The organism is Bacillus sp. FSL K6-3176, assembly GCF_038003325.1.
Taxonomy (GTDB): domain Bacteria; phylum Bacillota; class Bacilli; order Bacillales; family Bacillaceae; genus Bacillus; species Bacillus altitudinis.
In genome coordinates this window covers 3,541,867-3,567,709 of the sequence record NZ_JBBOOX010000001.1, presented here as the reverse complement: position 1 = coordinate 3,567,709, position 25,843 = coordinate 3,541,867, and the positions used below count along the sequence as shown (strand labels likewise).

29 protein-coding genes are annotated in these 25,843 nt (G+C 42.5%); 24 read left to right on the top strand and 5 right to left on the bottom strand.

Annotation, left to right across the window (positions count from 1 at the left end; all coding sequences use genetic code 11):
- The first annotated feature begins 115 nt into the window (after nt 1-115).
- The 5 genes from MHB38_RS18570 (at nt 116) to MHB38_RS18550 (ending at nt 3,512) form a co-directional block, all read left to right on the top strand.
- On the top strand, nt 116-439 hold the full coding sequence (locus tag MHB38_RS18570) for a WXG100 family type VII secretion target (RefSeq protein WP_008345659.1): 324 nt from the start codon (nt 116-118) through the stop codon (nt 437-439).
- A gap of 4 nt (nt 440-443) precedes the next feature.
- Nucleotides 444-1,640, top strand: a complete 1,197-nt coding sequence (locus tag MHB38_RS18565; RefSeq protein WP_017358662.1) for a DUF6861 domain-containing protein — start codon at nt 444-446, stop codon at nt 1,638-1,640.
- Nucleotides 1,641-1,652: 12 nt separating this feature from the next.
- Nucleotides 1,653-2,411 carry a hypothetical protein gene (locus tag MHB38_RS18560; RefSeq protein ID WP_035389955.1) on the top strand — a complete coding sequence of 253 codons (759 nt, stop codon included), beginning with the start codon at nt 1,653-1,655 and terminating at the stop codon, nt 2,409-2,411.
- A 21-nt stretch (nt 2,412-2,432) separates the two neighbouring features.
- Nucleotides 2,433-2,960: a YfjD family protein gene (locus MHB38_RS18555; protein ID WP_008345653.1), complete on the top strand. Its 528-nt coding sequence runs from the start codon at nt 2,433-2,435 to the stop codon at nt 2,958-2,960.
- Nucleotides 2,961-3,056: 96 nt separating this feature from the next.
- A complete protein-coding gene (locus tag MHB38_RS18550; protein ID WP_008345651.1) occupies nt 3,057-3,512 on the top strand; it encodes a helix-turn-helix domain-containing protein in 456 nt (151 codons plus the stop codon).
- Between the two features lie 51 nt (nt 3,513-3,563).
- On the opposite strand, the gene MHB38_RS18545 is transcribed toward MHB38_RS18550, so the two are convergent.
- Complete coding sequence (locus MHB38_RS18545; protein ID WP_008345648.1) at nt 3,564-3,911, bottom strand: helix-turn-helix domain-containing protein; 348 nt, start codon at nt 3,909-3,911, stop codon at nt 3,564-3,566.
- 206 nt (nt 3,912-4,117) lie between these two features.
- On the opposite strand from MHB38_RS18545, the gene MHB38_RS18540 reads away from it, so the two are divergent.
- The 6 genes from MHB38_RS18540 (at nt 4,118) to MHB38_RS18515 (ending at nt 9,842) form a co-directional block, all read left to right on the top strand.
- Entirely contained in the window at nt 4,118-5,107 is a 990-nt protein-coding gene (locus tag MHB38_RS18540; RefSeq protein WP_017358664.1) for an asparaginase, read from the top strand.
- 28 nt (nt 5,108-5,135) lie between these two features.
- Complete coding sequence (gene aspA / locus MHB38_RS18535; protein WP_025208223.1) at nt 5,136-6,557, top strand: aspartate ammonia-lyase; 1,422 nt, start codon at nt 5,136-5,138, stop codon at nt 6,555-6,557.
- 143 nt (nt 6,558-6,700) lie between these two features.
- Nucleotides 6,701-8,107: a Na+/H+ antiporter NhaC gene (nhaC, locus tag MHB38_RS18530; protein WP_017358666.1), complete on the top strand. Its 1,407-nt coding sequence runs from the start codon at nt 6,701-6,703 to the stop codon at nt 8,105-8,107.
- Nucleotides 8,108-8,402: 295 nt separating this feature from the next.
- Nucleotides 8,403-8,828 (top strand): YwqH-like family protein, encoded by a 426-nt coding sequence (locus MHB38_RS18525; RefSeq protein ID WP_341004164.1) that lies wholly within the window; start codon nt 8,403-8,405, stop codon nt 8,826-8,828.
- A 37-nt stretch (nt 8,829-8,865) separates the two neighbouring features.
- Nucleotides 8,866-9,132 carry a YwqI/YxiC family protein gene (locus MHB38_RS18520; RefSeq protein ID WP_008345634.1) on the top strand — a complete coding sequence of 89 codons (267 nt, stop codon included), beginning with the start codon at nt 8,866-8,868 and terminating at the stop codon, nt 9,130-9,132.
- 284 nt (nt 9,133-9,416) lie between these two features.
- The gene (locus tag MHB38_RS18515) at nt 9,417-9,842 is read left to right on the top strand and encodes a YwqH-like family protein (RefSeq protein ID WP_341004162.1); all 426 of its coding nucleotides are present in this window, start codon (nt 9,417-9,419) and stop codon (nt 9,840-9,842) included.
- A 47-nt stretch (nt 9,843-9,889) separates the two neighbouring features.
- Here MHB38_RS18515 and MHB38_RS18510 read toward each other — a convergent pair whose 3' ends face one another.
- Complete coding sequence (locus MHB38_RS18510) at nt 9,890-10,087, bottom strand: hypothetical protein (protein ID WP_017358669.1); 198 nt, start codon at nt 10,085-10,087, stop codon at nt 9,890-9,892.
- Nucleotides 10,088-10,224: 137 nt separating this feature from the next.
- Between MHB38_RS18510 and MHB38_RS18505 the strand changes: the two genes are divergently transcribed.
- The 8 genes from MHB38_RS18505 (at nt 10,225) to MHB38_RS18470 (ending at nt 18,233) form a co-directional block, all read left to right on the top strand.
- The gene (locus tag MHB38_RS18505; protein WP_341004160.1) at nt 10,225-12,183 is read left to right on the top strand and encodes a BglG family transcription antiterminator; all 1,959 of its coding nucleotides are present in this window, start codon (nt 10,225-10,227) and stop codon (nt 12,181-12,183) included.
- Between the two features lie 89 nt (nt 12,184-12,272).
- Entirely contained in the window at nt 12,273-13,583 is a 1,311-nt protein-coding gene (locus MHB38_RS18500) for a PTS sugar transporter subunit IIC (protein WP_024719533.1), read from the top strand.
- Between the two features lie 15 nt (nt 13,584-13,598).
- Nucleotides 13,599-14,663: a mannonate dehydratase gene (locus MHB38_RS18495; protein ID WP_108611102.1), complete on the top strand. Its 1,065-nt coding sequence runs from the start codon at nt 13,599-13,601 to the stop codon at nt 14,661-14,663.
- The gene (locus MHB38_RS18490) at nt 14,660-16,093 is read left to right on the top strand and encodes a glycoside hydrolase family 1 protein (RefSeq protein ID WP_081114262.1); all 1,434 of its coding nucleotides are present in this window, start codon (nt 14,660-14,662) and stop codon (nt 16,091-16,093) included. Before MHB38_RS18495 ends, MHB38_RS18490 begins: the two co-directional genes overlap by 4 nt.
- 12 nt (nt 16,094-16,105) lie before the next feature.
- Complete coding sequence (locus tag MHB38_RS18485; protein WP_008345616.1) at nt 16,106-16,429, top strand: PTS sugar transporter subunit IIB; 324 nt, start codon at nt 16,106-16,108, stop codon at nt 16,427-16,429.
- Between the two features lie 19 nt (nt 16,430-16,448).
- Nucleotides 16,449-16,778, top strand: a complete 330-nt coding sequence (locus MHB38_RS18480) for a PTS lactose/cellobiose transporter subunit IIA (protein ID WP_008345614.1) — start codon at nt 16,449-16,451, stop codon at nt 16,776-16,778.
- 65 nt (nt 16,779-16,843) lie between these two features.
- On the top strand, nt 16,844-17,698 hold the full coding sequence (locus tag MHB38_RS18475; RefSeq protein ID WP_008345612.1) for a polysaccharide deacetylase family protein: 855 nt from the start codon (nt 16,844-16,846) through the stop codon (nt 17,696-17,698).
- Between the two features lie 169 nt (nt 17,699-17,867).
- The gene (locus tag MHB38_RS18470) at nt 17,868-18,233 is read left to right on the top strand and encodes a VOC family protein (RefSeq protein ID WP_008345610.1); all 366 of its coding nucleotides are present in this window, start codon (nt 17,868-17,870) and stop codon (nt 18,231-18,233) included.
- Between the two features lie 69 nt (nt 18,234-18,302).
- Here MHB38_RS18470 and ribD read toward each other — a convergent pair whose 3' ends face one another.
- The 3 genes from ribD to MHB38_RS18455 are packed head-to-tail and all read right to left on the bottom strand — an operon-like array spanning nt 18,303 to nt 21,013.
- Complete coding sequence (gene ribD, locus MHB38_RS18465) at nt 18,303-19,394, bottom strand: bifunctional diaminohydroxyphosphoribosylaminopyrimidine deaminase/5-amino-6-(5-phosphoribosylamino)uracil reductase RibD (protein WP_046526789.1); 1,092 nt, start codon at nt 19,392-19,394, stop codon at nt 18,303-18,305.
- Nucleotides 19,381-20,142: a GTP cyclohydrolase II gene (locus MHB38_RS18460; RefSeq protein WP_008345606.1), complete on the bottom strand. Its 762-nt coding sequence runs from the start codon at nt 20,140-20,142 to the stop codon at nt 19,381-19,383. The genes ribD and MHB38_RS18460 overlap by 14 nt, the downstream gene beginning before the upstream one ends.
- The gene (locus MHB38_RS18455; RefSeq protein WP_108611101.1) at nt 20,120-21,013 is read right to left on the bottom strand and encodes a VOC family protein; all 894 of its coding nucleotides are present in this window, start codon (nt 21,011-21,013) and stop codon (nt 20,120-20,122) included. Before MHB38_RS18455 ends, MHB38_RS18460 begins: the two co-directional genes overlap by 23 nt.
- Before the next feature lie 179 nt (nt 21,014-21,192).
- On the opposite strand from MHB38_RS18455, the gene MHB38_RS18450 reads away from it, so the two are divergent.
- From MHB38_RS18450 to isdE, 5 genes are all read left to right on the top strand, one after another.
- Complete coding sequence (locus MHB38_RS18450; protein ID WP_007497926.1) at nt 21,193-21,525, top strand: winged helix-turn-helix transcriptional regulator; 333 nt, start codon at nt 21,193-21,195, stop codon at nt 21,523-21,525.
- Nucleotides 21,526-21,896: 371 nt separating this feature from the next.
- Complete coding sequence (locus tag MHB38_RS18445; protein ID WP_007497924.1) at nt 21,897-22,355, top strand: NEAT domain-containing protein; 459 nt, start codon at nt 21,897-21,899, stop codon at nt 22,353-22,355.
- 20 nt (nt 22,356-22,375) lie between these two features.
- A complete protein-coding gene (isdC, locus tag MHB38_RS18440; RefSeq protein ID WP_035702537.1) occupies nt 22,376-23,032 on the top strand; it encodes a heme uptake protein IsdC in 657 nt (218 codons plus the stop codon).
- 19 nt (nt 23,033-23,051) lie between these two features.
- Nucleotides 23,052-24,860, top strand: a complete 1,809-nt coding sequence (locus MHB38_RS18435; protein WP_217816020.1) for an NEAT domain-containing protein — start codon at nt 23,052-23,054, stop codon at nt 24,858-24,860.
- A gap of 76 nt (nt 24,861-24,936) precedes the next feature.
- Nucleotides 24,937-25,824, top strand: a complete 888-nt coding sequence (gene isdE / locus MHB38_RS18430; RefSeq protein WP_113746841.1) for a heme ABC transporter substrate-binding protein IsdE — start codon at nt 24,937-24,939, stop codon at nt 25,822-25,824.
- Nucleotides 25,825-25,843 lie beyond the last annotated feature (19 nt).

Genomic DNA, 25,843 nt, shown 5'->3' with positions numbered 1-25,843 from the left:
TTGCGATGTGCTGAATGGTTCTTTAGGGTGATTTTTTTGGGTGTCTTTTTATTTATAATGAGGACATATAAAATCATCCATTTGTACGTTAATTTGGGAGAAAGGGGTGCGAAAGTTGGATTCTAGTCAAACACTTGCACTCGCTCAAAAGTTCCAAGAAGCCGCTGATGGCATTCGGCAGTCGAAGCAGCTACTTGAGAATCGGCTGAAGGCAGTTGGATCAGGCTGGCAAGGGGAAGCAAGAGATAAATTTGATCAAAGCTTTGAGGAAACAGTGACACGCTATGATCAATTTGAAAAGGACTTGCTTGAAACAAGTCAGGAACTGCGGGATGCTGCTGTCAAAATCGAGGAACGTAAAGCTGAAATCGCCAGAATGGAAGAGCTTGAGCGAAAAAGGCGAGAAGAACGGAGAGAAAGAAACCGAGAAGGGAGATGATGTGATGGCGCGTGACATTGTAGTAGATCCAGATCAGCTGACAGGGCTGGCGAATGATTTTGTAGGAGAGCTTTCGGCCATCGAAACAAAGCACCACGATTTACATAGTGAACTGGATGGCCTCATCCTAGGCTGTGATCCCCGTTATCGAAGCTGTTTTTCTGGAGTAGGAGATGCGTGGGGTTCTGGACAAGCCTTAATGAGCAAATTGAGCAGTGACGACATTGCCATTCGTCATGCAACGGATAAAATGGTCGAAGCTGATGATATTTTAAGGAAAATGTACAGTTTGTATGATCAATATGGTACACTCACGAGCTTAGCTGGTATTGTGATGATGCAGGCGAAATACTATGGGCTTGGCATGACAACCTTTATCAAAGAAAATGGCCGCTATGCTGCGCAACATTCAAAGCTCCTTCTTGATGTGACCGGACGGGTAGAAGGAACGAGATTTGACCGGCTGGCAAGGATTTGGCTGAGCAAAAAAGAATTATTAAAACGATCGAATTGGTCGATGGCTGACCTGGTCCATAAGAAATTTACGAAATTTTATCCTAGCGATACAGTTGCGTTCACGAACAGTGTACGTGATTTCACAAAAGGAAGTATCAATTGGAAGGACACAGCTGGCATCAAGTCTGTTCTGAAAAATGGTGCAAGGTTTGCGAAAGGAAATGCCATCATTGCAACGGTCGTCACGGGTGCAACAGAAACGGTTGGCTGCGGTCTGAAAATTGCGGAGAACTATGCGGAATTTGGGGATCAGCCAGAAGTTCTCAAGCGTGAAAATGCAAAGGCTGTTGGAAATGCAGTGAATAATACGGTCTTTATTGCAGGCGGATCTGTTGCAGGTGCCGTTGTGGGCGGCGCTCTTGGAAGCTTTGCAGGACCGATTGGAACAGTGGTTGGCGGTGCGATAGGATCAGCAGTAGGTGGCTTTATTGGTGAAAAAGTCGCCAAGCTTACTTCTGGTTTTGCAGAACAGGTCGCAGTGAAATTAAAAGACCCAATTCATGCGGTTGTCGATAAAGGAAAAAAAGCATTTGAACTGGCAGGTCAAGGTGTTAAAGCAGTCAATGACACCATTGATCAAGCAAATCAGGTGATACATAAAGGAATAGAAAAAACAAAAGAAACCGCAGATTCGCTGTTGAAAGGTGCAGGTGATTTCTTGAAGGGCGCATTTTCTTTTGGATAAGGAGAGATCAAGTTGGATCAGCTAAGTCTAAGTATCGAGGAACTCATCTTTAGTTTTTACAGTGAAGGCTATTTTGAGCAAGGGATGTCTTTAAAGGAAGCCTATTATCCAGATGTAGAGGATGAACGTCTTGGATTTTTATTTGAAATTGCATGTCGCTCTTTGCTGGCAAAAGACGTGCTGGAATTCCGAAATAGACAATACCGTTATAAAGAAAAATACCGGCATTTCATTCAAGCCATGAACGATGCATCACATACCGTGAAAGCTTCAAGGTTTGGTGCATTAGATGAAGAGGTCAGTACGTCCTTTCATACGACTCAGGCAGGTGTGTATTCACACCATACGCTTTTTGATCAACAAGTGCATCAGATTCACAAACTAAAAGACGATCAGCAGACTGTGGAGAAAGTGACAACCTTTTTGAACATACACATGAGTGAACACCTTACACCAGTCATCAATTTGCAGGCGGAAGAATTTGAACTGCTGTTAGAACAAGCCAGTCAAGGGAATGAGGATTGCCCTTCTTTTCTAAATAAAGCAGAGAACCAAGAGCTTGTGCGGGCATTTGCTTCTGATGTAAGGGTCAGAAAAGGAAAAATGGATTCTTTGATGAAGGTCACTTATGATAAAAATAATACGCCGGATGTAGAGTCTATGATATTTGTTATTCCGGGGCAGAAGCATTCTTGGCTAGTGTCGGGCATGAAGGAAAATGAATTTCGGATAGAGACGGCTCATAGGGACGGATTACGTTCTATATTCTAATGGAGAAAAGGAGAATGGCGCTTGAATCCAAGTGAAGTAATAGAAGTGAGGAGCAGACCCTTTCTAAGAGTATGGGCATTCTTAGCAACGGGCGGGTTTGGCATCATCGGTATTTGGTTATTTTCAGAAGCTCTTACATTTGAATCGAATTATACGTTGTTTTTATTTTTAGGCGGATTATTAGGCATTGTCTATGGGTGGATCTCTTTTTTGATGATTCTTCCGGCTTTTACGAAGAGGGGAAATGTGATTTTTCGCATTCAGCGTGGAGAGAATGGCGCTGTTTTATACCGGCAACAAACAATCCCTTTTCAAGACATTCAATCTATTGATATGCGCAGGCATCGTTACAGTATCAGGGGATTTCTGTTCATGGATGTGCTCATTCGGAAAATGGATGGGAAATTGATCAAGATTCCGGCGTACAGTATTTTAGATGAAGAAGTATTTGAGCAAACGGTGAAACAAGACATTTATCCATATTTACATGAGACCGCCCAAGAGAATTGGAAACAGCAGCATGGTCATGGTGAAAAGCAGAATCAATAGATGTTTTCGCCATCATTCCATGAGGTGAGACGCCACTTTTTTTAAGAAATCGTGTATGATGTCAGTAAAGACTGAACAATCAAGAGGTGATGAGAGATGGACAAAGAAATGGTAATTGACCTCGTCACAGAACAAATGGCACGAATTCGAAAAGAAAAAGACTATACACAGGACCGCATGGCTGAGGTGCTTGGGCTATCCAAACGGCATTTGCAGCAGGTAGAAAAGAATCGTCTTCGCCTCAACTGGACGCAATCTGCGGCCGTATGTGCATTATTCAGGGATAGTGACATTTTAAAAGGGACACTTGGGGATGATCCGCTTGAGATTTTGGAAGTCGTCGCCCACGATGAATTGCATTTATCTGTTGAACGTACGATTGGCGGAAAGGTTTGGTGGCGGACGTCTGTGAGAAAAGGTACGTTTCGTCTCCAGCAAAATGTGCTAAGCCAGCATTACCGCATCTTAGATGATGAGAATTATCGCTATTATAGTTCCTTTAATAAAGAAGAAGCGAAGCGGCGGTTAGAGGAATTAAGTGAGCTGTCGTAAGCAGAAAAAGAGAGGTCCCTCTATGACAGGGACCTCTCTTTTTTGTGTTGTTTATACTTTCAGAGTGTTTTTCGCCCGAATAAAGGCAACAAGCTGTTTAATTTCTTCATCTGTTAGTGGAACGCCGTCTACATGGATGGTTCCTTCTTTTGCTTCCGTCAGTTCAACTTTGATATCAGAGATTTTGCGTTGGATCTCTGGCTCGTCCGTTCTACCAAGTAAAAAATCAATGGACGTATCATACAAATCAGCCAGCAGTTTTACTGCTTCAAGCGAAGGTCGTCGGTACCCAGATTCGTAACCGGCATAGGTGCTTTTGGCGATACCTAGGCGATCTGCCGTATGCTGGAGAGACCATTTTTTCTTTTTTCTAAGGGTGGTTAAACGATCGAGTATCATACATGAACGCTCCTTTATATACAACAACAGTATATCATATTTTGACAAAGAGTGTACGCGTTATGCGTAATAATTTCTTGATTAATTCGCGTTATGTGACTATAATGGCAATGAAGGTACGCGTAAAGCGTATATTATAGAATAGCACAAGCTGGCTTATAATATGTGTGACAAACGAAGTAATTTTACTGAAAGAGGTGGACCTGTTGAAGAAATTATTGCTTTTAACCACTGGTGGGACGATTGCATCTGTAGAAAGTGAAAATGGTTTAGCTCCAGGTGTTAAAGCTGAGGACCTTTTAAGCTATTTAAACGAAATTAATGCAGACTACACAATGGACACAAAGTCCCTAATGAGTATAGATAGTACCAATATGCAGCCTGAATACTGGGTTGATATCGCAACAGCCATTTATGAAAATTATGATCAATATGACGGATTTGTCGTCACGCATGGTACGGACACAATGGCCTATACATCAGCAGCACTATCGTATATGCTGCAAAATCCTGATAAGCCAATTGTCATTACAGGGTCACAAATCCCAATTACGTTTAAGAAAACAGATGCGAAGAAAAACATTACAGATGCGATTCGTTTTGCATGTGACGGTGTTGGCGGCGTATACGTCGTGTTTGATGGCAGAGTCATTCAAGGAACTCGCGCAATCAAACTAAGAACGAAAAGCTACGATGCATTTGAAAGTATTAACTACCCATATATTGCATCGATTGAAAATCATCAAATTGAATACAATAGCAAAGTAAAAAGATCATCAATGAAACCGCTTAAATTAGATGCATCCTTGAACACAGACGTTTGTTTATTAAAACTGCATCCAGGACTGAAGCCTGAGTTTTTAGATTCAATCAAAGGATTGTACAAAGGAGTCGTCATTGAAAGCTACGGCAGCGGCGGAATTCCTTTCGAAGGAAGAAACCTTTTAGAAAAAATCAACGAATTGCTGGAAGAAGGCATTTCTGTTGTGATCACCACTCAGTGTCTCGAAGAAGGAGAAGACATGAGTGTGTATGAAGTAGGACGTAAAATCAATCAAGAACTGGTTGCTCGTTCAAGAAACATGAACACAGAAGCCATCGTGCCAAAGCTCATGTGGGCATTAGGTAAAACAACAGATCCACGAGAAGTGAAAAAGATTATGGAAACGCCAATCGCAGAAGATTTAGTGATTTAACTATTCTATAGAAAGCAGGTCATACGAGATGGTTCAAGCAACTTATCGTTACGAGAAGGATTTTCTAGGTGAAAAAGAAATTCCCGCAGACGTGTATTATGGTGTTCAAACGCTTCGTGCAAAAGAGAATTTCCCAATTACAGGATATCGCATGCATGAAGAACTCATTCGAGCATTTGCCATTGTCAAAAAAGCAGCAGCTCAAGCCAATATGGAAGTCGGACGTTTATATGAAGGAATTGGAAATGCGATCGTTCAAGCTTCAGATGAAGTCATTGAAGGCAAATTCCATGAATATTTCATCGTAGACCCGATTCAAGGCGGCGCAGGAACGTCTATGAATATGAATGCCAATGAGGTCATTGGAAACAGAGCCCTCGAGATCATGGGACATCAAAAGGGCGAATACATTCATTTAAGTCCAAACACACATGTGAACATGTCACAATCGACAAATGATTCGTTCCCAACGGCGATCCATATTGCAGTGCTCAAGCAGTTAGACATTTTACTTGAGACGATGCAGGCCATGCATGACGTATTTCGAAAGAAAGCAAAAGAATTCGATCATGTGATCAAAATGGGGCGTACTCATTTACAAGATGCTGTTCCGATCCGTTTAGGACAAGAGTTTGAAGCATACAGCCGTGTGCTCAGTCGTGATATTAAACGAATCAACCAATCAAAACAGCATTTATATGAAGTGAATATGGGTGCGACCGCTGTTGGAACAGGCCTCAATGCAGATCCTCGCTACATCGAAATCGTAGTGAAAAAGCTTGCTGATATTTCTGGACTGCCATTAGTAGGCGCAGAGCACCTCGTCGATGCGACGCAAAATACAGATGCATACACAGAAGTATCTGCTGCCTTAAAAGTATGCATGATGAACATGTCTAAAATTGCGAATGACCTTCGCTTAATGGCATCTGGCCCACGTGCAGGTCTTGCTGAGATTGCATTGCCAGCCCGTCAGCCGGGATCATCCATTATGCCTGGAAAAGTCAATCCAGTCATGGCAGAGCTCATTAACCAAATCGCATTCCAGGTCATTGGGAACGACCACACCATCTGTCTTGCTTCTGAAGCAGGCCAGCTTGAGTTAAATGTGATGGAGCCTGTTCTGGTCTTTAACTTGCTTCAATCTATTAGTATAATGAATAACGGATTCCGCTCATTCACAGATCATTGTTTAGCGGACATCGAAGCAAATGAAAAACGTTTGAAAGAATATGTCGAAAAAAGTGCAGGTGTCATTACTGCGGTAAACCCTCACTTAGGCTATGAAGCCGCGGCTAGAATCGCAAGGGAAGCCATTTTAACAGGACAATCGATCAGAGATCTTTGCCTGCAAAATGATGTGTTAACAGAAGAAGAACTTGATATTATTTTGAATCCTTACGAGATGACAAAGCCTGGCATTGCGGGTGCAGAGCTCCTAGAGCGATAATAATATCAAAAATTTTATTTTATTAATATGTGGAATTGCCTGTGAAATAGAGAAAAACAGGCAATTCACTTTCTTTCGAATTGACACACTTTTTTCACAATATTTTGAAAACGCTTAACGCACGCACAAAGGGAGGAAACAAAATGAAAACACCACGTCTACCGTCTATTTTAGAAGTCGTGTCTGTACTTGGCTTATTTTTAGCAATTGTTTTATCATTCACTCTTTACTTCAAACTAGATATTCAGCTAGCATTGTTCATCTCATGGTTTATGGTTATTGCTTTAGGAATTCGTTTAGGGCATTCGTACAAAGACCTTCAAAATGCGATCACAAAAGGGATATCAAATGGATTAGAGGCTGTTTTAATCTTAATTGCAGTAGGTGCACTTGTTGGTACATGGATTGCTGGCGGTGTTGTACCCACGTTAATTTATTACGGACTGGAATTTATTCATCCTAATATCTTCTTATTAGCTACACTGATTATCTGTTCTATTATGTCTGTTGCTACTGGTACGTCTTGGGGTACAGTTGGAACGGCAGGTATTGCGATGATTGCGATTGGTGAAGGATTGGGTATCCCATTACCGATCGTAGCTGGGGCTGTTTTATCTGGCGCTTATTTTGGTGATAAATTATCTCCTCTATCTGATAGTACTGTGCTCGCTTCCTCTCTTTCAAAAGTGGACGTGCTGGCGCATGTAAGAGCCATGATGGTTTTATCCATACCGGCCTTTGTGATTACGGCTATTATGTTTACAATTACTGGATTTATGTATGGTGGAAGAAATATTGATCAAGATAAAGTAGAGTTTTTGAAACAAGCATTGCAGGATACATTCACGATTAATATTTGGATGATCATTCCGGCAGTCATTGTTGTCCTATTACTTGTATTGAAAAAACCGTCAATGCCTGTTATCGCAATTGGTGCACTGCTTGGGGCAGTCTGGGCGATGGCATTCCAAGGAATGAACCCAGCTGATGCGCTTGGTACAGCTTATAACGGCTTCTCTATTAATTCAGATGTAGATTTCTTAAATACACTGTTGAACCGTGGCGGTATTGTGAATATGTTAGGATCTCTAGTGGTCATTATTCTTGGACTTGGTTTTGGTGGAGTTCTTGAATACTTAGGCGTGTTAAAAGTGATCGTCGCAACATTCGAGAAAAAATTGCACAATGCAGGAAATGTGACACTGTCTACACTTGTAGTAGCATTCTTTGCGAATATCTTTGGTTGTGCAATGTATGTCTCATTAATTCTTACACCAAAAATCATGGAAAAAAGCTATGACAAATTAAAATTAGACAGACGTGTGTTATCTAGAAACTCTGAGGTTGGTGGAACACTTACGTCTGGTATGGTTCCATGGTCAGATAACGGAATTTACATGGCAGGGATTCTAGGCGTCTCGACATTCTCTTATTTACCATTTATGTGGCTGAGCTTTGTTGCCATTGGTCTTGCCATCATCTACGGATATACAGGGAAATTCATTTGGTACGTGAAAAATCAACAAGACTCAGAAGAATCGGCATCATAAGCCACTGCAAAAGCCGCCCCTCCCCCGGGCGGCTTTTGTTTGTCCTAGGACCGTAAGACTATGTGTGTTTCCAGAAGGGTGGTTGTGTATTTTGACCCCCTATAAAAGAGGGCTTAAGGTGTGGTGTGAAGCAGATTGAAAGCATATTTATACCATAAAAAGGGCACAAATCCCTATTCAAACATGAGTCTTTGAACCTTATAATAACAATATTGGAAAAAGTGCGATTCACCATTACGCTCGTTTAGAGGGACTCTAAGCAGCGTTTTTATTTTTGACAGGAGGAGGAACCCATATGAGCTTATCGGATATGCTGTCTGCCCTTAACGGTGGCATTTCAAATAAAAAGGCAGAGATCGAAGAGAAAATTGCTCGACTCAAAAAGGCAAAAAGTAAGATTGAACGTGAACAAGATGCCGCAGAAACAGACCTAAAACAAATCAAGCAGCCAAAGCTTGGGGCCTCTTGGAAAGGTGAGCGGAGCCAAGATTTCAAAACAGAACGAAATGAAGCGCATGATGCGTTGCAAACGATCGTAAGCGATAAATATCCACGCTACGTGAGCCGAATCGAATTCAAAATCAGTACACTAGAAGCAGAGCAGGCTGCCTTATCCTTTGCCAGCTCTTTAGCTGGAGATGCCGCACGTTTGGCTGAAAAAGGAGAAGACGCAGTAGAAGACGCAAAACGCTTGATCTCAAAAGCATGGAGCAGCTTGTAAGCGAGCTTCATGCTGAACCAATCTGGAGGATATCATAATGGGACAAATTAAGTTAAACTACCAAACAGTGATGGATAAACTAGATGAAGTCTCCCAAGCAGTTGAAGCTTTAACAATGAAAAAAGCAGCAGATAAAGCTGGTGAAAACAGCCTTGAATTTGTAACCAAATGGACGGCACGTGAAGCAGAGGTGGGCGAAATGGTCTCAAGCTTTAAAGAAGCCTTAATCAAAAACGTTCAGGATACACGCTCAAATGTGAAGACGCTAAAAGAACAGGATGAAGCGATTGCGGCAAAATCATAAGCCCCAATCGTTTTATTGATAGCGTAGCTGAGTACGATGTAAAATATAGTCGTAAAGACTCATATATAATTCGGGATTTATGACCTTAGATTATTCCGTTTTTCTTCCAAACACCATGTTAAAAGGACACCTTTTCCCTATTTAAGCCTAAGGCTTTTCACCTTATACTATACTTAATGAAAGCGAACGATAGAAATGTCAGGACTGGAAAAAGCAGATGATCTGCCCGGTTTCAAAAACGCTGACGCCGTGCTTTCTTATGAGGTCTAATAGAGGTGGATGACATGAGTTTATCCGAGATGCTGCACCATCTGCATATGGGGATTGAAAACAAACGTGCAGAATTTGACGAAATGATCTCTCGGTTAAAGACAGCCAAAAGTAATATTCGAACAGAACAAGATCTTGCGCAGTCTGACATAAAGGAAATCAAGAAGCCTGCTCTAGATTCGTCATGGAAAGGTGAGAGAGGAACGGACTTTCACCGTCATCGGAAAGAAGCCTATCACGTGCTGCACGACATTGTGAACAATGAGTATGAAACCTATATTACGGAGATAGACCAAAAAATTATGCACTTTGAGTTAAAAAAAATGGAACTCGCTGTCGCTAGTAATTTTGCAGGAAGAGCCCAAGATGTGATGGAAAAAGGCGAGGGTTTTGCAAAGGATGTCAAACATTTAATTGAACGGGGCTGGAAAGCTCTTTAATAAAATAAACGAAACAGCCGGCTGAACAAGCGGCTGTTTTTTTTGGTTTAGTCACATCCGCCGCTACCACCTGAATCACCACCGCAGGAGGCATCAGAAGCGTGATGTGTATACGAATCAGTATAGTTACTGGTTGTTGAACTGTGATGTGCAGAATGCTTAGAAGATGAACGCTTATCTTTTGGTGTAAACATGTGGGCGGTAATGGCGCCTAAAGAAGCTAGTATGATGATGATAACAAACATGATGTATCCCTCCTCTTGTTTCATATTCATACGTTTGAGCCATAACAAAGTTCCCGGTCGGAAAGAAAAACTGGGCAAAGAGTTCTATTTTCGTTTATGATGATAGGCAAAAGTAATTGACCAAGGGAGGGGAGTCTATGTTATCTCTACGTCAGGAGGAGCTGTTGAGGCGGTTAATGCAGGCAGAGCAGGAGCTGACAGGTGAAGAAATTGCACGCCTGATAGGCGTCACATCACGAACAGTTCGAACAGATATGAAAGCGCTTAAATCAATATTAGAAGTACATGGGGCAACACTTCATATGAAACGTGGAGCAGGGTATACATTGACTGTCGAAGATTATGGAGCATTTCGTACTTTTTTGAAAAACTCAATGAGAGAAAGAAATGAAAAAAAGAATCAAGTTATTCCAAATCAGCCGGAGGATCGTATCTCTTATTTATTGAGAAGGCTTTTATTGTCCGAAGACTATATGAAATTAGATGAATTGGCCGAGGAATTATTTGTGAGTGAATCTACTGTGAAAAATGACCTGAAAGCAGTCAAGCATCTATTTTCTTTACATGGACTTTCTGTTGCACACCGACCTAAATATGGACTGAGGCTGAGTGGAGATGAAATGAAATTAAGGTATTGTCTAGCTGAGCATGTGTTTCAGCAAGAGCATCCGAACCCTGCCCTTTTACCTGAAGAAACGTATCAATTGATTCAAGATATGGTGCGTTCACGTACAAAGGCAAGCGGCCTTCATGTCTCAGAGATCGGTTTAAGCAACTTAGTGACACATATCGCCATTGCGTGCAAACGAATTGAAGAGAAAAAATTGGTGATGATGCCGGAAGGAGAACTCAAAGACATTCAAACACAGCCCGCTTTTCAAGTGGCGAGGCAAATGGCAGAAGATATGCGTCACGTACTCGGTATAGATTTTCCATTATCTGAAATGGCCTATATTGCGATTCATTTAATGGGGGCAAAAATGATGGCGTATGGAGAAACGGGACACACGCTATTTCACATGCTTGATGAAGAGCATTTCCGTTTAACTCATCAATTACTTGGTTATGTCGAAGAGCACATGTCACTTGATATTCAGACAGACAAGGAATTGATTGTGGGACTAAGTCTTCACCTGAGATCAGCGATTCATCGGTTCCGATATGATATGAACATCCGTAACCCCTATTTATCAGACATAAAAAGGCATTATCCGATTGCTTTTGAAGCAGGTGTCTATATGGGAAGATGGCTGAAGGAAAAAGAGAATGTAGAGATTCATGAAGATGAAATCGGATATTTGGCGCTGCATATTGGTGCTGCCATAGAGCGGACAAAAACTCAGACTGTGAGAAAAAAATGCTTGATTGTGTGCGCAACGGGTGTCGCGAGCAGTCAGCTTCTTCTCCATAAGCTGAAGGCCGCCTTTAGCGAAAGGCTAGAGATTGCTGGTACTGCAAGTGTCAGTGACCTTTTGTCGTATGACTTGAGAAGTATCGATTTGATCATTAGTACCATCCCGCTTCAGAACACACTACCTGTGCCAGTGATTGATGTACATACGATCCTCAGTGAAGACGATATGTTGAGGCTGAAACGATTTGTACAGGGGTCACAAGAAATGGGGGTCTTGCGATATCTCAGTCCGAAGATGACTTTTTTTCAGCAAGATCTACAAACAAGGGAAGAGGTTCTTCAATTTTTCGTGAATGTATTGCAAGAACAAAACCGAATCCCGGATGATTTTGAACAGCTATTACTGGAAAGAGAGGAAGTGTCACCTACGTCGTTCGGTCATTTGGTCGCAATCCCTCACCCAATCAAACCGGCAACAGATGATACGTTTTGTGCGATCTGTACGTTGAGAAAACCAGTGTTGTGGGGCGACGATCGGGTACAGGTCGTCTGTTTGTTAAGTATACAGAAGACGTATCAGAAAGAATTGCAGTCACTTTATCAATTTCTTGTGCGTTTGACAGAGCAGAAGGAAGTGGTGGAGCAAATCATCAAAGCTGCTTCATTTGAAGAACTGACGGTGGCGCTGCACGTGTTGGAACAGCCAGATAAAAAAAAAGGACACCCATTTCCGCATCTGTGAGGAAAAAGATTAGATGTTAATGAAAGCGCTTTTAAAATAACATCAAAAAGGAGGATGATCACGAGTTTTTGTAAAGGGGGAGACGGATCATGAGCTTTAAAGAGAGAGCGGCCGACGTCATGGGACATGTCGCTTATCGTATTACAAATCAGAAATATATTATGGCGATTAAGCAAGCATTTGTCACATTAATGCCAATCATCATTACGGGGGCATTTGCTGTACTGGTCGCAAATATGATCATGAGCCCTGAAACGGGGCTTGCCCATTTTGAGATATTCAGGTTTTTAGCAGAGCTTCAGCCAATTATGAAGGCAATCAATTATGCCACGCTGAACTTTTTAACGATCGGGGCTGTGTTCCTCATCGGGATTGAGCTTGGGAAAATCAATGGACATAAATCATTATTCCCAGGATTAATGGCATTGATTTCATTTATATCCGTTATTCCGACGACACTTCTTCTTGAAGTCGATGGATCGATGCGTGAGGTTGTCGATGTGTTGGCGAGGCAATTCTCCGATCCAAAAAGCTTATTTTTGGGTATGATCATTGCCATCGTCTCTGTAGAGATCTTTTGTAAGCTTACCGAGGTGAAGTGGCTGCAAATTAAGATGCCAGATTCTGTTCCATCAAATGTGGCGACGTCTTTTTCTTCACTTTTCCCATCAATTATTACGATTACAATCATTAGTTCATTCGGGTTTGCGTTTCATCGTGTGACAGGCATTTATTTGCATGAAGCGGTGTATAACGTCGTGCAGCGTCCGCTTGAAAGTGTTGTGCAGGGACTGCCTGGTATTTTAACGTTAATGTTTGTGGCTCAATTTTTCTGGGTGATCGGTATTCATGGCAACCAAATGATTAAACCGATTCGCGAGCCGCTGTTATTAGGATCAATTGCAGTGAATATGACAGCATTTCAAGAGGGCAAAGAGATTCCAAATATTATCACGATGCCATTTTGGGATGTGTATATGAGCATTGGTGGTTCGGGTGTGACGATTGGTCTGTTGATCGCCATTTTTATAGCAGGAAGAAGAGAAGAGATGCGGAGCATTGCCAAGCTTTCATCAGGACCTGGACTGTTTAACATCAATGAACCAGTTATTTTCGGATTACCTGTCATGTTGAACCCTGTGATGGCAATTCCGTTTATCGTTACACCACTCGTGACAGGTACGATTGGTTATATCGCAACCGCTACAGGTTTTGCGGGGAAAGCGGTGGTGATGGTGCCGTGGACGACACCTCCGATTGTGAATGCTTGGCTGTCTACCGCTGGCAGTATGGGGGCTGTCATCACACAGCTTATCTGTATTGTTGTCGCTGTTTTCATCTATTTACCTTTTGTTCTCTTATCCAACCGGAAGCCAGAAGCAGCACCTGATTCAGAATAGAAGGAGGGCTCATGAATGAACATGCAATTTAGATGGTATGGCAAAGAAGATCCTGTCTCCCTTTCATATATTCGGCAAATTCCCGGCATGAAAGGGATTGTCAGTGCAGTCTATGATGTGCCGGCTGGTGATCTGTGGCCGGAGGAAAGTATTGCTCATTTAAAAGCGGAAATCGAACGTCACGATCTTGCTTTTGAAGTCGTAGAAAGTCTCCCGGTCCATGAAGATATTAAGCTGGGAAAGCCTAGCCGGGATGCTTATATCGAGCATTATCAAGAAAATATCCGGAGATTAACAAGGCATGGTGTGAAGGTCATTTGTTATAACTTCATGCCAGTCCTTGATTGGACACGAACACAGCTCGATTTCCCACTAGCTGATCAATCGACGACCCTTGTTTATTTTCAGCATCAGCTTGAACAGATGGATATAGAAAAAGATCAACTTTCCTTGCCAGGGTGGGATACGTCTTATACGCAGGAAGAAATGAGAAAGTTGATGGCTGCATACAGGGCATTGGGTGCGGAAGGGTTGTTTGAGAACCTAGACTATTTCTTGGGAAATATCCTTCCAGTTGCAGCGGAAGAGAACATGAACATGGCACTGCATCCAGATGACCCTCCTGGGAACATATTTGGTCTGCCCCGCATTGTCAGTTGTGAAGAACAAATAGATCGTATCCTTCAGCTCGATGAACGCTCACAGCATGGACTGACCTTTTGTTCCGGTTCCCTAGGCTGTAATGCGAAAAATGATGTTCCTTCACTTGCGAGAAAGTATGCCAAAAAGGGGCGTATACACTTTGCTCATTTACGCAATGTCAATTTGTATGAAAACGGTGATTTTGAAGAGTCGGCACACCTGTCGTCAGCAGGCAGCCTCGATATGGGAGCGATTGTGAACGCATTGTTTAAGGAAGGATTTGCTGGCTATGTCCGGCCAGATCATGGACGAATGATCTTTGGTGAGACGGGCAGACCTGGCTATGGATTATACGACCGGGCACTTGGAGCTATGTATTTACAAGGGATGTGGGAAGGACTTCAAATTCACACGAAGAAAGGTCAGGTGGCAACATGAACAAAATCGACATACCCAATGACTTTATTCTAGGTGCTGCGGCTTCTGCTTGGCAGACAGAGGGTTGGAAAGGGAAGAAACCGCATCAGGATTCGTATATAGACCTTTGGTATAAGGAGGGGTATCACGTATGGCATGAAGGATACGGACCAGCGGGAGCAACGAATTTTTACGAGCGCTATCCTGAAGATGTAGCCCTTATGAAGGAAATTGGGTTATCTCATTACCGGACATCGATCAATTGGTCGAGGTTTCTCATAGATTACGAGAATGGAATTGTAGATGAGGCCTATGCTCGTTATATTGATGATTTCATCAATGAATTACTTGAAGCAGGTGTAGAGCCGATGTTTTGCTTAGAGCATTATGAGCTTCCTGCCGTTTTACTTGAAAAGTACGGCGGCTGGTCATCTAAACATGTTGTCGAGCTGTTTGTTCTTTATGCAGAAAAAGTGTTTGAACGCTATGGAGACCGGGTCAAACATTGGTTTACCTTTAATGAACCAATTGTTGTTCAGACTCGTGTGTATCTAGATGCTATTCGTTATCCTTTCGAGCAAAATACGAAGAAGTGGATGCAGTGGAACTATCATAAAGCCTTGGCGACAGCAAAAGTGGTGAAGCTGTTTCAGGAAATGGGCTTGAAGGAATCAGCCGGTGCAAAAATCGGGGTCATTCTCAATCCAGAAGTGACGTATGCGAGATCGACTGCGTCGCATGATCAAGAAGCTGCCCGCATGTATGATTTGTTTTTTAATCGAGTGTTCTTAGATCCCTCCATTAAAGGCGAGTATCCAGAAGAACTGCTTGATGTATTGAAAAAGCATGACATTCTTTTCGATGCAACGGAAGAAGAGCTTCAGATCATTAAAGATCATACAGTCGATGTGGTCGGTCTTAATTTATACTATCCGCATCGCGTTAAGGCACCTAGCAAGGCTTGGAACGAAAATACACCGTTTCATCCATCTTATTATTACGATCTATTTGAGCTCCCAGGGAGAAAAATGAATCCATTCAGAGGTTGGGAAATCTATCCGAATATTGTCTATGATATGGGTATGAGAATAAAAGAGGAATACGGGAATATCGAGTGGTTTGTGGCTGAAAACGGTATGGGGGTCGAGCAGGAAGAACGGTTTAAAAACGAAGACGGCATCATTGATGATCAGTACCGAATTTCATTTATCAGTCAGCATTTAAAAAAAGCCCTTCAAGCGAAAAAAGAAGGTTCAAACTGCAAGGGATATATGCTGTGGGCTTTTACGGATAATGTCTCACCGATGAATGCATTCAAGAATCGCTACGGATTAGTAGAGATCCAGCTGGAGAATGAACGGAATCGTCAGATGAAAGCGTCAGGATACTGGTACAAGACATTAATCCAAACGAGGAAATTAAGGGATGAACCAGATTTTATTTATCAATAGGAGTGATGGGATATGAAGCGAATCATTCTCGCTTGTGCAGCAGGAATGTCAACGTCGATTGTGGTATCTAAAATGAAGGCAGCCGCAGAAGGAAAAGGGCTGGATTATGAAATTTATGCGATACCTGAAGGGGCCATTGCGGATGAACTAGAAGAGCATGGGGACGATGTAAAGGTCATTTTGCTAGGACCGCAAGTTAGCTTTATGAGAAAGGCAGCAGAAAAAACAGCGGCACCTTATCATATACCTGTCGATGTGGTAAATGTAAGATTATATGGAACAGCGAATGGAGAAAAAATTCTAGAACATGCACTGAAACTAGCAAATGAATCTTGAGCAATCGGAGGAGAAGCAGATGACGGTATTAGAGGAAATGCAGGGAGCAGCCTTTCAAATCATTGCCCATGCAGGTGAGGCACGAAGCCATTATGTAGAAGCCATTCGTCTAGCAAGAGCGGATGACTTTGAAGCAGCGCAGCAGTTGATTGAAAAAGGGGAGGAAGCGTTTCGAAGCATCCATGACCTGCACTTGTCACTGATACAAAAAGAGGCGGCAGGGGAACAGCTTCCCTTTTCTTTACTGCTCATACATGCAGAAGACCAAATGCTCACAACAGAGACCATCCATCTGCTTGCCATTGAAATGATCGAAATGTGTAAAAAAATGAATACCCTGTCAAAATAGATATCAGTTATTAACCAATTTCTGTTATAATCATTCGGTAGATAAAGAGAAAGCAGGATTGGTGAATGAAAAAAACATGTATGTGGCTTGCAGTTGGTTTAGTCATGCTGCTCATTTCGGGCTGTATGGGTACGAAACAGCAAACAGAAGGAAACCAGCAAGCCATCAAAGAGGTAAAGGGTCAAGGACAAACGAAAGAAACAACAGAAACGCAGCAAATTGAAGCGGCAGAGATAGACAAACAAAACTGGATTCAGCAAAAGGAACCCGTTGCGCTTCCAATCTTGATGTATCACAGTATCTCTAGCGGTAATTCGTTACGTGTGCCAAAGAGCGAATTTGCAGCTCATATGAAATGGCTGAAAGACAACGGCTATGTCACGCTGTCGCCGAAAGAGGCATATCAAGTTCTCGCGACCAATTCGACACCAAGTGAAAAGTATGTTCTTATCACATTTGACGATGGATATACGGATAACTACACAAAGGCATTTCCGATTTTAAAGGAATATGGAATGAAAGCCACGATTTTTATGATCGAGCAGTCCATCGGCCGTCCGCATCATTTAACCGATGCCCAAATGGATGATATGGTGGCGCATGGTATTTCAATAGAGAGTCACACCATTCATCATTTAGAACTCAATCGTTTAACACAGAAGCAGCAGGAAGAAGAATTAAAAGGATCGAAGGTATTCTTTGACCAGCGGTTTTCTCAACAAACGATCATGGTCAGCTATCCGGTCGGTCGCTATAACGAAGACACGCTGAAGCTGGCGAAGGAAGCAGGATATGAAATGGCTGTAACCACTGAACCAGGACATGCGAAGAAAGAACAAGGCATGATGTCCTTACATCGCCTGCGCATTTCACCGGGACTTTCACCCGAAAGCTTTGGCAGGCTGATAGAGGGAAATTGATCAATATTAGATCACAGATGTTTCACATGAAACATTTTACGACACGTTTCGTGGAGATGATTTGTGGATCGACAACATCATAGGGCTTGAGTAACATCTAGGTATATTCTTCAGACGTGATCGTCACACATAATGTTTTTTAAATGATGTGAAAAGGGAGAGAGCAAAGATGTCAAATTTTCTTGGAATTGATCATGTCCAGTTAGCTGCCCCAAAGGGGAGTGAAGAGAAAGCACGTTTGTTTTTTGGAGAGATTCTAGGAATGGAGGAAATACCTAAGCCTGTTCACCTAGCAAAACGTGGTGGTGTTTGGTTTCAGTGTGGCAATCAACAGCTTCACATTGGCATTGAAGATCAATTTCAAGCAGCGAAAAAAGCTCATCCAGCTTTTCAAGTAAAAAAATTATCAAATGTAAAAGAGACATTGATGAAACATCACATTCTTATAAAGGAAGATCAGCCGTTAGATGGAGCCATCAGGTTTTATGTAGATGATCCATTTGGAAATCGAATTGAATTTTTAGAGAGACTGTAGAAAATAAATCTTGTGAGAAACAATAAGGATGTCGAGAAAATCTCGACATCCTTATTTTATGAAAGTATGTTATTGATAAACAGGATAACCCGTTATCTTTATATCTTTTCCGAGTGGTTCAAGAGAGAGTTGATCGAGTTCAATTGCATCACTCATGAGGCGTATGCCTTCGCCTCCGAAAAAAGAAGGAGAGAGTCGTCCGCCAATGAGCTTGGGCGCCATGTAGATGACGAGTTTATCGACAAGCTGCTGTTCTAAAAATGAGGCATTGACTTGCCCGCCGCCCTCAATCATTAGGGAGGAGATATTTCTTTCTCCAAGCACTTGAAGTACTTCTTGTAAGGGCACTCGGATATCGCTATCCGTCATGATGACGCTGACGCCAGCTGCTTCTAAAGCGGCTCGTTTTTCTTCATCGGCTTGTTTTGTTGTAAAGATCCATGTTGGCGCCATTTGATCTGTGACCACCTTTGCCGTCAGCGGGATAGACAGCTTAGAGTCTAAGACAATTCGAATTGGATGATGACCGTTTGGAATGCGTGCTGTTAATGAAGGATCGTCGTGAATGACGGTTTGCGCACCGACCAAGATCGCATCGTTGATACTGCGAATGTGATGTGCATCATAACGGGACGTTTCTGATGTAATCCACTTGCTGTCAGACGTAGCAGATGCAATTTTTCCGTCTAACGTAATGCCTGCTTTGAGTGTCACGAAAGGCGTTTTTTTCGTAATAAAGTGGTTGAACACTTCATTCATGAGAATGGATTCTTGCTCCATGACGCCTGTGATGACTTGAATGCCTGCATCTTGTAAAATGGCAATCCCACGCCCGGCAACAAGCGGGTTCGGATCCAGTGCAGCAACGACGACTTTTTCTACGCCAGCTTTCACAAGTGCTTCAGCGCATGGGCCTGTGCGGCCATGGTGGGAACAAGGCTCTAGTGTCACATAGATCGTGGCACCTTTTGCCTTCTCTCCAGCCATTTTAAGTGCATGAATTTCTGCATGTGGTTCGCCGGCCTTCATATGCGCCCCGACCCCAACAATTTCATTTTCTCGCACAATCACAGCCCCGACGAGCGGATTGGGAGATGTCTGACCTTTCATTGCTTCGGCATTTTCAAGGGCTAGTTTCATATATCGCTCATGATGTGGCAATCGTACGCACCTCTTGATCCGCCTTCATATGACCTGAGCGGTTAATTTTTGTCTGCAAGTATTTCTCATTGAACTCAGAGACATCACCCCAAAGTGGAATCCGTCCAGAAAGAGAAAGGCCTGCATGACTGATAGCATCCGTCTTTTTCGGATTATTGGTAATAAGTCTGACTGGCTTTGTACGCAATGTTTGAAGAACAGCAATCGCTTCTTCATATTGACGTGTATCATCTTCAAAGCCCAGTGCTTCGTTTGCTTCTACTGTATCGTAGCCGTTTTCTTGCAAGATGTAGGCCATGGCTTTACTGAAAAGACCGATCCCGCGTCCTTCATGGTTGGCTAAATAAAACAGTGCGCCTGCTCCATTGTCCTCAATCATTCGCATAGACTGTTTCAATTGGAACCCGCAATCGCAGCGTTTGCTTCCGAAAATATCGCCGGTGTGGCAGATGGAATGCATGCGGATCAGCGCTTCATCAGCATGTTCGAAATCTCCGTAAACAAGGACACTTGATTGCTGGTGATCTGCAAGTTCACGAGAGGAAAGGCTTTCGATTAAAGCTTCATCTGATAATGGTTCTTTCCCATCGTCTTTTAACCATGAATACCAGTTAAACATGACCGTTCTACCGTCTAAATTCACTGGCAGTTTAATAGGTCCAGTGATATATATAAATCCGTCTTCTTGCTGTACTCGTTTGATTTTATCTTTTAAAATGGCTGTTTTAACCTCTGTGTGTTTGTCCATATTCTACACCTTCTTTTTTGTCTGTTTCTTCAATCTGTAAACGAACGAGAACGCCAAATGGATCAATAAATTCGTTGCTTTTTCCTGTCGTGTTCATGTGAGCGCCTGCTTTTGTCAGACGTTCGACGACGGATGTTCTATCGTCTTCTTTTGGGAAAACCAGTGTATAGCTTCTAATTCCTGAAAAACGTGGATCAATGGCTCCTTTTCTCCCGCGTCCCCATGCATTAAAGGCAAGGTGATGATGATAGACGCCACCAGCAACGAATAAGCTGGCTGGGGGAGCCATTCGGATATGGAAACCGAGCGTGTTCACATAAAAGGAATCGGCTTCTTCTGGGTTGAGATGGAAATGCAAGTGTCCCATGACTGTACCAGCCGGGAGTCCATCCCAGGTGGAATCAGCGGCTTCTTGCAGGAGACCATCTCCATCAAGCGGAGCATTTCCGCCACCTTTCAGCTCTCCATGCTCACCTACCCATATGTCCTGAGGACGATCAGCATAAATCTCAACGCCGATGCCATCTGGATCACTTAAATAAATGGCTTCACTGAAAAAGTGATCGCTCGCTCCAATTAAAGGATAGCCTTTTTTGATCACATGCGCCAGCCATGTGCCCAGGTTTTTTCTGGTAGGTAATAAAACCGCAAAATGATAAAGTCCTGGCTCATGATCCGGCTTCTCTTTCAGCTGCACATCTTCTTTCAGCACAAGGATTGGTTCCTTTGCGTTGCTGCCAAGCGTGACAGTAGAATCCGTCTGTTCTAATAAAGTAAAACCTAAAATGTCTGTATAAAAAGGCAAAGAACGCTCAAAGCTGGACACATGTAATTCTGTTACACCTAATCTTACCTGCTCTATTGTATTCAAAGCTCGGTCATCTCCTTCATGTTATATGCATCTGCATGTTCAATGGTTTATTGAAAATTGATAAAAATGATTACCTTGTTACTTTTAGTAACTAAACTATATAATAGTTAGTGACTTATTTCAAGTAATTAATTATGTTATAATGAAAAAAAGTAGAGAAAAGCAGGAGGGAGTAAAGTATGGCTCAAGTAGATGGCTGCCCAATTACAGATGCCATGGAGATTTTAGGGAAGAAGTGGGTGATTCTCATCATCAATCAGCTTTTGACAGGGCCAAAACGTTTTTGTCAGCTAGAAAATGAAATGAACATCAGCGGACGGTTATTATCAGAAAGGCTGAAAGATTTAGAAGCTGAAGGTCTTGTTGAGAAAAAAGTATATCCCGACATTCCCGTGCGGATTGAATATGAACTAACAGAACAAGGAAAGAAAATTGAACCAGTCATACGGGAAATGTATGCTTGGTCTTTAGAGCGAAAAAATAGTGAAAAGGGTGAACATGTCCCTTCTTAATCGATTTCGATCAGTGCCCCTGATCGATTTTTTTTTGTGATTTTCCAGAAATCTAAGTCAATAGTATGAAAAATGATGTTGACAATAAATTCATTCATCATATAATATCAAGGAGAAGAGGGTTCTTTTCCCTGTAATGGAATGGGGAGGTTATGCCATGGTATCATGAATGGGACAGATTACCTAAACCGTGTATCACTACATCATGTAGCAGCAGACATCTTTGACTTGTCGAAAGCAAAGATTTATTTTTTAAACTCAATTGATAATGATTATCATAATCATTTATGAGTGTGATTCATACGCTGATAAAGGTTATTTTTTTTATTATCTATTGAGAATAATTATCAATATCAATTAGGGGGATATATATGAAATCACTTCGTTCAGCATCACACGTCTTATTATTCTTTAGCTTTGTTCTATTGTTTGCTCTAGCCCCGGTTAGCTCTGCCTCAGCAGCAGGCTTAGCAGATGGTCAATATTCAGCACAATATGTGGTATGGAAAGCAGACAGTGATTCAACGTCAACAGCAAATACGTATTTTGAAAAACCAGCTAAGCTTGTTGTGAAGGATGGAAAAATCAAAGCGCAAGTCACGTTAACGAACAGCTCTTGGATTACAAGCTTTAAAACATTGGATCAAGGTGTCTACAAAGATGCAAAGGTGATCAGTACAAACACAGCTGCTAATAAGAGAACGGTAGAGTTCAATGTCAACAGCCTGACAGATGTTGTACCAGCTAAAGTGAGTGTGACTGTACCGGTCATTGGATATACAGGCAATTACGATATTCGCGTCAAGTTTGATGCAGCAACTGTTCAATAAAAAGGGAGGAAATTCATCTGATGAAAAAATGGATCAGGATGCCAGCCTTTGTGGCTGCATTGTTGCTGGCACTTATACTGCCTTTTTCAAATGCACAGGCTGCCTCATTAAATGATGGTACATACTCCGTCAATTACACTGTGATGAAGGCCGAAGGAACTGCCGTTTCGATGGCAAATGATTACTGGCTGAAGCCGGCAAAAGTGATCGTGAAAAATGGCAAGCTGACTGTGCAAATGACCATTAAAAACAGCAGCTGGGTAACGGAATTTAAAGTGCCGGGAAATGGTGGCTATGTCGATACGACGGTCCTATCAACGAATAAGAAAGCCAATACAAGGCTTGTTCAATTCCAAGCACAGAGTTTGTCTAAACCAATCAAGTCAAAAATCCATGTCACAGTCAAATCGGCTGATTATGATCACGACTATACCATCCAGCTGAAATTCGATGAAAGCAGCATCAAGTCACTTTCTTCTGACAGTTCAAAAGAAACAGCAGGTGCAGCAAAACATCAAGAATCATCAAAAGAAACAACCAAAACAACTGATTCATCCACCAAAACAAAACAAGAAGAAAATCCTCAAACTGGTGATACAAGCCAGATGGGATGGCTCCTTGTGCTTGTCTTATGTTCAGGCGGGTTTTTAGCGAGAAAGTGGATCATCAAGCATTAACGGAAGGAAGTGTCATCTTTTGAAACGTCTTTTTCATCTACAGACAGCTATTCTGCTCGTTTTATTCAGTTTGTTGACTGCGTTTCAGCTGCCTCAAGGAACGGCTCAGGCGGCATCATTGGTTGATGGTGAATATACGGCCGGATTCACCATTTTAAAAAATGGCAGCACTGAAGCATCCATGATGGATACGTATACAGAAAAGCCAGCTAAGCTCATCATCGAAAATGGCAAGACGACTGCCTATCTTACGCTGAAGCAAAGCAAAGAAATCACAGATTTCAAGGTCGAACAAAATGGCTCTCTCGTCACCACTGAAACGGTCAGTGAAGATGAGACAGCGAATACGCGTGTGATCAAATTTGATGTAGCCGATGTATCAGCCAAATTAAATGGCTGGGTCAAAATTTACTGGGACTTAGGCGGCTTTATTTATGATGAGGCGTATGACGTACAGCTCGCTTTCGACGAGAGCAGTCTCACACTTGTCACGCCTGCGAAGCCAGACGATAGTGAAACAACACCAGATGATCAAAACGGTACGACGCCAGGCGACAGCGAAACAACACCAGATGATCAAAATGGTACGACGCCAGGTGACAGCGAAACAAAGCCGGATGATCAAAGTGGCACGACGCCAGGCGACAGCGAAACAAAGCCAGATGATCAAAACGGCACAACACCAGTTGATTCGACGCAGAACCAATTAAAAGATGGTGTGTATCGTATCAACTACAGTGTGCTGAAGGGCGATGAGGATGAGGCATCTCGGATGAGCCAATACTTCTCACATCCAGCATCGTTAACCGTTAAAAATGGAACGCAAACCGTTTCCTTTACGGTGAAGGATCATACGTCAGTTGATTCTTTGAAAATAGAGAAAAACGGTTCTTATCAAGAAGTGAAAAACGTGAGCACAGATCAAGCAAAGAACACAAGAGTGGTTTCATTTGAAGTGTCTGATCTGAAAAAAGCAGTTAACGGAAAAGTACACATTGTAGTAGCAGCAGCTCACTATGATCAAACGTACGATATTCGTTTTCAATTTGATTCAAAAAGTATCGTTCCACTGAAGGACGGTCAAATAGAGGAAGAAACACCGGCTACACCAGAAACACCAAAACCAAATAAACCAGCACCAGACACAACGAACGGCGGAACGAATCAAGAGACAGTTCAGCTAAAAGACGGGGTGTACAAGCTTCCTTTTTCAATGAAGAAAGCAGACAAAGATGAGCTTTCTCGCATGAACGATTACGTCGTGAGCCCTGCGACATTGGTGGTGAAAAATGGCCGCCATTTCGTTTCATACACTGTCAAGAACAGCTCAGCCATCACGTCGTTCCAAGTAGGAACCGGCGGTAAATTTGAAGAGACGCTAGTTGCAAAGGCTGATCAAAAAGCAGATACACGAGTGATTCAATATGAAGCAAAAAGTTTGAGTAGTGCTCAGGCAGCACGCGTGAAAATTGACATTCCAGCTGCCAATTATCATGAGCAGTACGATGTCAAACTTGTCTATGATACGAAAGGCATCGCAAGTGGTGAAGGAAGCGGAATTGCGACGGTGATCGGAGACGATGAGAGCATCGGCTTTGTGAAAAATCCGAATGATCACGATTCTCAACCAAACCAGCTTGCGAATCTCGCACCAGAGGAAACGGGCGCAGAGCAGATGACCTTTACGCCATCAGATGACCAAACCAAGTCTGAGACAGGTCAGCTGAACCCGAAAACAGGAGATACTTCACTTCTTTGGGTGTACATTCTTTTATTCGGCGGGTCACTATTCGTGCTCGTCAGAAAGTATCAAACTCGTACAAGATAAAGAATCTATGTTAAGTGAGGTGCGCCATTCATCTAGGCGCATCCACTTCCTTTTTTCGAAAGGAGGCTTCCGTTTTTTGAAGCATCGAATGTTATGTACCCTGATCACGGCTCTATGTGTGTGCGTCTTCTTAGCAGGCTGCTCACAATCAGCTGAAAGCTCAGCGAAAGGCAAAAAAAGCGCAGCATCAAGTGCCCGCATTGTGGCAACGACTGTAGCTGCTGCTGAGATCATGGATGCGCTAGAGGTAGATCTTGTCGGGGTGCCAACAAGTCAAAAATCCTTGCCGGCTCGATACAAAGGACTCCCAGCAGTCGGTAACCCAATGAGCCCGGACATGGAAATCATCCAATCACTTCAACCGACAGATGTCCTGTCTGTCACGACCCTTCAATATGATTTAGAAACGCCTTTTCAACAAGCTTCTGTCCCTGCGACATACCTCAACCTTGAGAGCTTGGACAAGATGGAGAACGCCATCACAAAGCTTGGAGAAAAATATGATAGAAAGACACAAGCGAAACGCATTGTGGATGATTTTGAACAAAAAAAGAAAGACATACAAGAGAGAACGAAGGGAAAGACGAAGCCATCCGTTCTCATTTTGCTTGGTGTACCAGGCAGTTATTTAGTGGCAACAGAGAATTCCTATATCGGTGATCTTGTGCGTATTGCAGGAGGAAAGAACATCGTAAAAGGTGAGAAAATGGAGTATTTGGCATCCAATACGGAGTATTTACAAAAAGCCAATCCAGATATCATTCTCCGAGCTGCACATGGGATGCCGGATGAAGTCGTCAAAATGTTTGATCAAGAATTTAAAACAAATGATATTTGGAAACATTTTAATGCGGTCAAACAAGACCGGGTGTACGACCTCGAAGAAAGCTTATTCGGGACAACAGGCAACTTAAAGGCAGCAGAGGCATTAGATGAATTAACTCGTATGTTGTACCCGTCATAAGCGGCGAATCTTAATGATA

What these genes read in the sequence shown, in the direction of transcription:
- MHB38_RS18565 (WP_017358662.1), top strand. Translation starts at nt 444, where the DNA reads ATGGCGCGTGACATTGTAGTAGATCCAGATCAGCTGACAGGGCTGGCG.
- MHB38_RS18550 (WP_008345651.1), top strand. Translation starts at nt 3,057, where the DNA reads ATGGACAAAGAAATGGTAATTGACCTCGTCACAGAACAAATGGCACGA.
- MHB38_RS18545 (WP_008345648.1), bottom strand. Translation starts at nt 3,911, where the DNA reads ATGATACTCGATCGTTTAACCACCCTTAGAAAAAAGAAAAAATGGTCT.
- aspA (WP_025208223.1), top strand. Translation starts at nt 5,136, where the DNA reads ATGGTTCAAGCAACTTATCGTTACGAGAAGGATTTTCTAGGTGAAAAA.
- nhaC (WP_017358666.1), top strand. Translation starts at nt 6,701, where the DNA reads ATGAAAACACCACGTCTACCGTCTATTTTAGAAGTCGTGTCTGTACTT.
- MHB38_RS18525 (WP_341004164.1), top strand. Translation starts at nt 8,403, where the DNA reads ATGAGCTTATCGGATATGCTGTCTGCCCTTAACGGTGGCATTTCAAAT.
- MHB38_RS18520 (WP_008345634.1), top strand. Translation starts at nt 8,866, where the DNA reads ATGGGACAAATTAAGTTAAACTACCAAACAGTGATGGATAAACTAGAT.
- MHB38_RS18515 (WP_341004162.1), top strand. Translation starts at nt 9,417, where the DNA reads ATGAGTTTATCCGAGATGCTGCACCATCTGCATATGGGGATTGAAAAC.
- MHB38_RS18510 (WP_017358669.1), bottom strand. Translation starts at nt 10,087, where the DNA reads ATGTTTGTTATCATCATCATACTAGCTTCTTTAGGCGCCATTACCGCC.
- MHB38_RS18505 (WP_341004160.1), top strand. Translation starts at nt 10,225, where the DNA reads ATGTTATCTCTACGTCAGGAGGAGCTGTTGAGGCGGTTAATGCAGGCA.
- MHB38_RS18500 (WP_024719533.1), top strand. Translation starts at nt 12,273, where the DNA reads ATGAGCTTTAAAGAGAGAGCGGCCGACGTCATGGGACATGTCGCTTAT.
- MHB38_RS18495 (WP_108611102.1), top strand. Translation starts at nt 13,599, where the DNA reads ATGAACATGCAATTTAGATGGTATGGCAAAGAAGATCCTGTCTCCCTT.
- MHB38_RS18490 (WP_081114262.1), top strand. Translation starts at nt 14,660, where the DNA reads ATGAACAAAATCGACATACCCAATGACTTTATTCTAGGTGCTGCGGCT.
- MHB38_RS18485 (WP_008345616.1), top strand. Translation starts at nt 16,106, where the DNA reads ATGAAGCGAATCATTCTCGCTTGTGCAGCAGGAATGTCAACGTCGATT.
- MHB38_RS18480 (WP_008345614.1), top strand. Translation starts at nt 16,449, where the DNA reads ATGACGGTATTAGAGGAAATGCAGGGAGCAGCCTTTCAAATCATTGCC.
- MHB38_RS18475 (WP_008345612.1), top strand. Translation starts at nt 16,844, where the DNA reads ATGAAAAAAACATGTATGTGGCTTGCAGTTGGTTTAGTCATGCTGCTC.
- MHB38_RS18470 (WP_008345610.1), top strand. Translation starts at nt 17,868, where the DNA reads ATGTCAAATTTTCTTGGAATTGATCATGTCCAGTTAGCTGCCCCAAAG.
- MHB38_RS18460 (WP_008345606.1), bottom strand. Translation starts at nt 20,142, where the DNA reads ATGGACAAACACACAGAGGTTAAAACAGCCATTTTAAAAGATAAAATC.
- MHB38_RS18450 (WP_007497926.1), top strand. Translation starts at nt 21,193, where the DNA reads ATGGCTCAAGTAGATGGCTGCCCAATTACAGATGCCATGGAGATTTTA.
- MHB38_RS18445 (WP_007497924.1), top strand. Translation starts at nt 21,897, where the DNA reads ATGAAATCACTTCGTTCAGCATCACACGTCTTATTATTCTTTAGCTTT.
- isdC (WP_035702537.1), top strand. Translation starts at nt 22,376, where the DNA reads ATGAAAAAATGGATCAGGATGCCAGCCTTTGTGGCTGCATTGTTGCTG.